Genomic DNA, 565 nt, shown 5'->3' on the forward strand with positions numbered 1-565 from the left:
TGGCTTTCCACCCTGAAGTTCGAACATCCCGCACAGAAGCTGGCGCTGCAAAGCTACATCAACCGGCTCGAGCAGGCCGAGGCACGCAAGGCGGAGGTCGAAGCGCAGATCGCCGAGCTGGTTCCGAGTTGGACGCTCGCGCCCGTGGTACACGCGTTGCAGGTGTTCAAGGGAATCGGCCTCGTCATCGCTGTGACGCTCGCCGCGGAGATCGGCGACTTCACTCGCTTCGGCAGTCCACGCAAGCTGATGGCTTACCTCGGTCTCGTACCGGGCGAATACTCCAGCGGCAGCAAGATCCGGCCGGGCGGGATCACCAAGGCCGGGAATTCAATCGCACGGGTCATGCTGGTCGAGGCGGCTTGGGCCTATCGCTGGCCACCGAAGGTAGGCGCGCTGCTACTGCGCAAACGGGAGAACTACGATCAGGCGCTGAAGGACGTAGCCTGGAAAGCGCAGCTTCGGCTCAACAAGCGCTTCCGCCGGCTGGAGGGATGCGGAAAGCGCAGCAACGTCGCCGCGACTGCGGTCGCTCGCGAACTGGTAGGATTCATCTGGGCCACGG

The 565-nt window shown here is 63.9% G+C and carries 1 protein-coding gene; it reads left to right on the forward strand.

Annotated elements, in window-relative coordinates:
• Positions 1-565: IS110 family RNA-guided transposase (locus AC07U4_RS24845; protein WP_495197608.1), on the forward strand; the 565-nt coding region annotated here is incomplete at both ends.

This window comes from Sphingomonas sp. GW821-FHT02B09 (assembly GCF_059421875.1).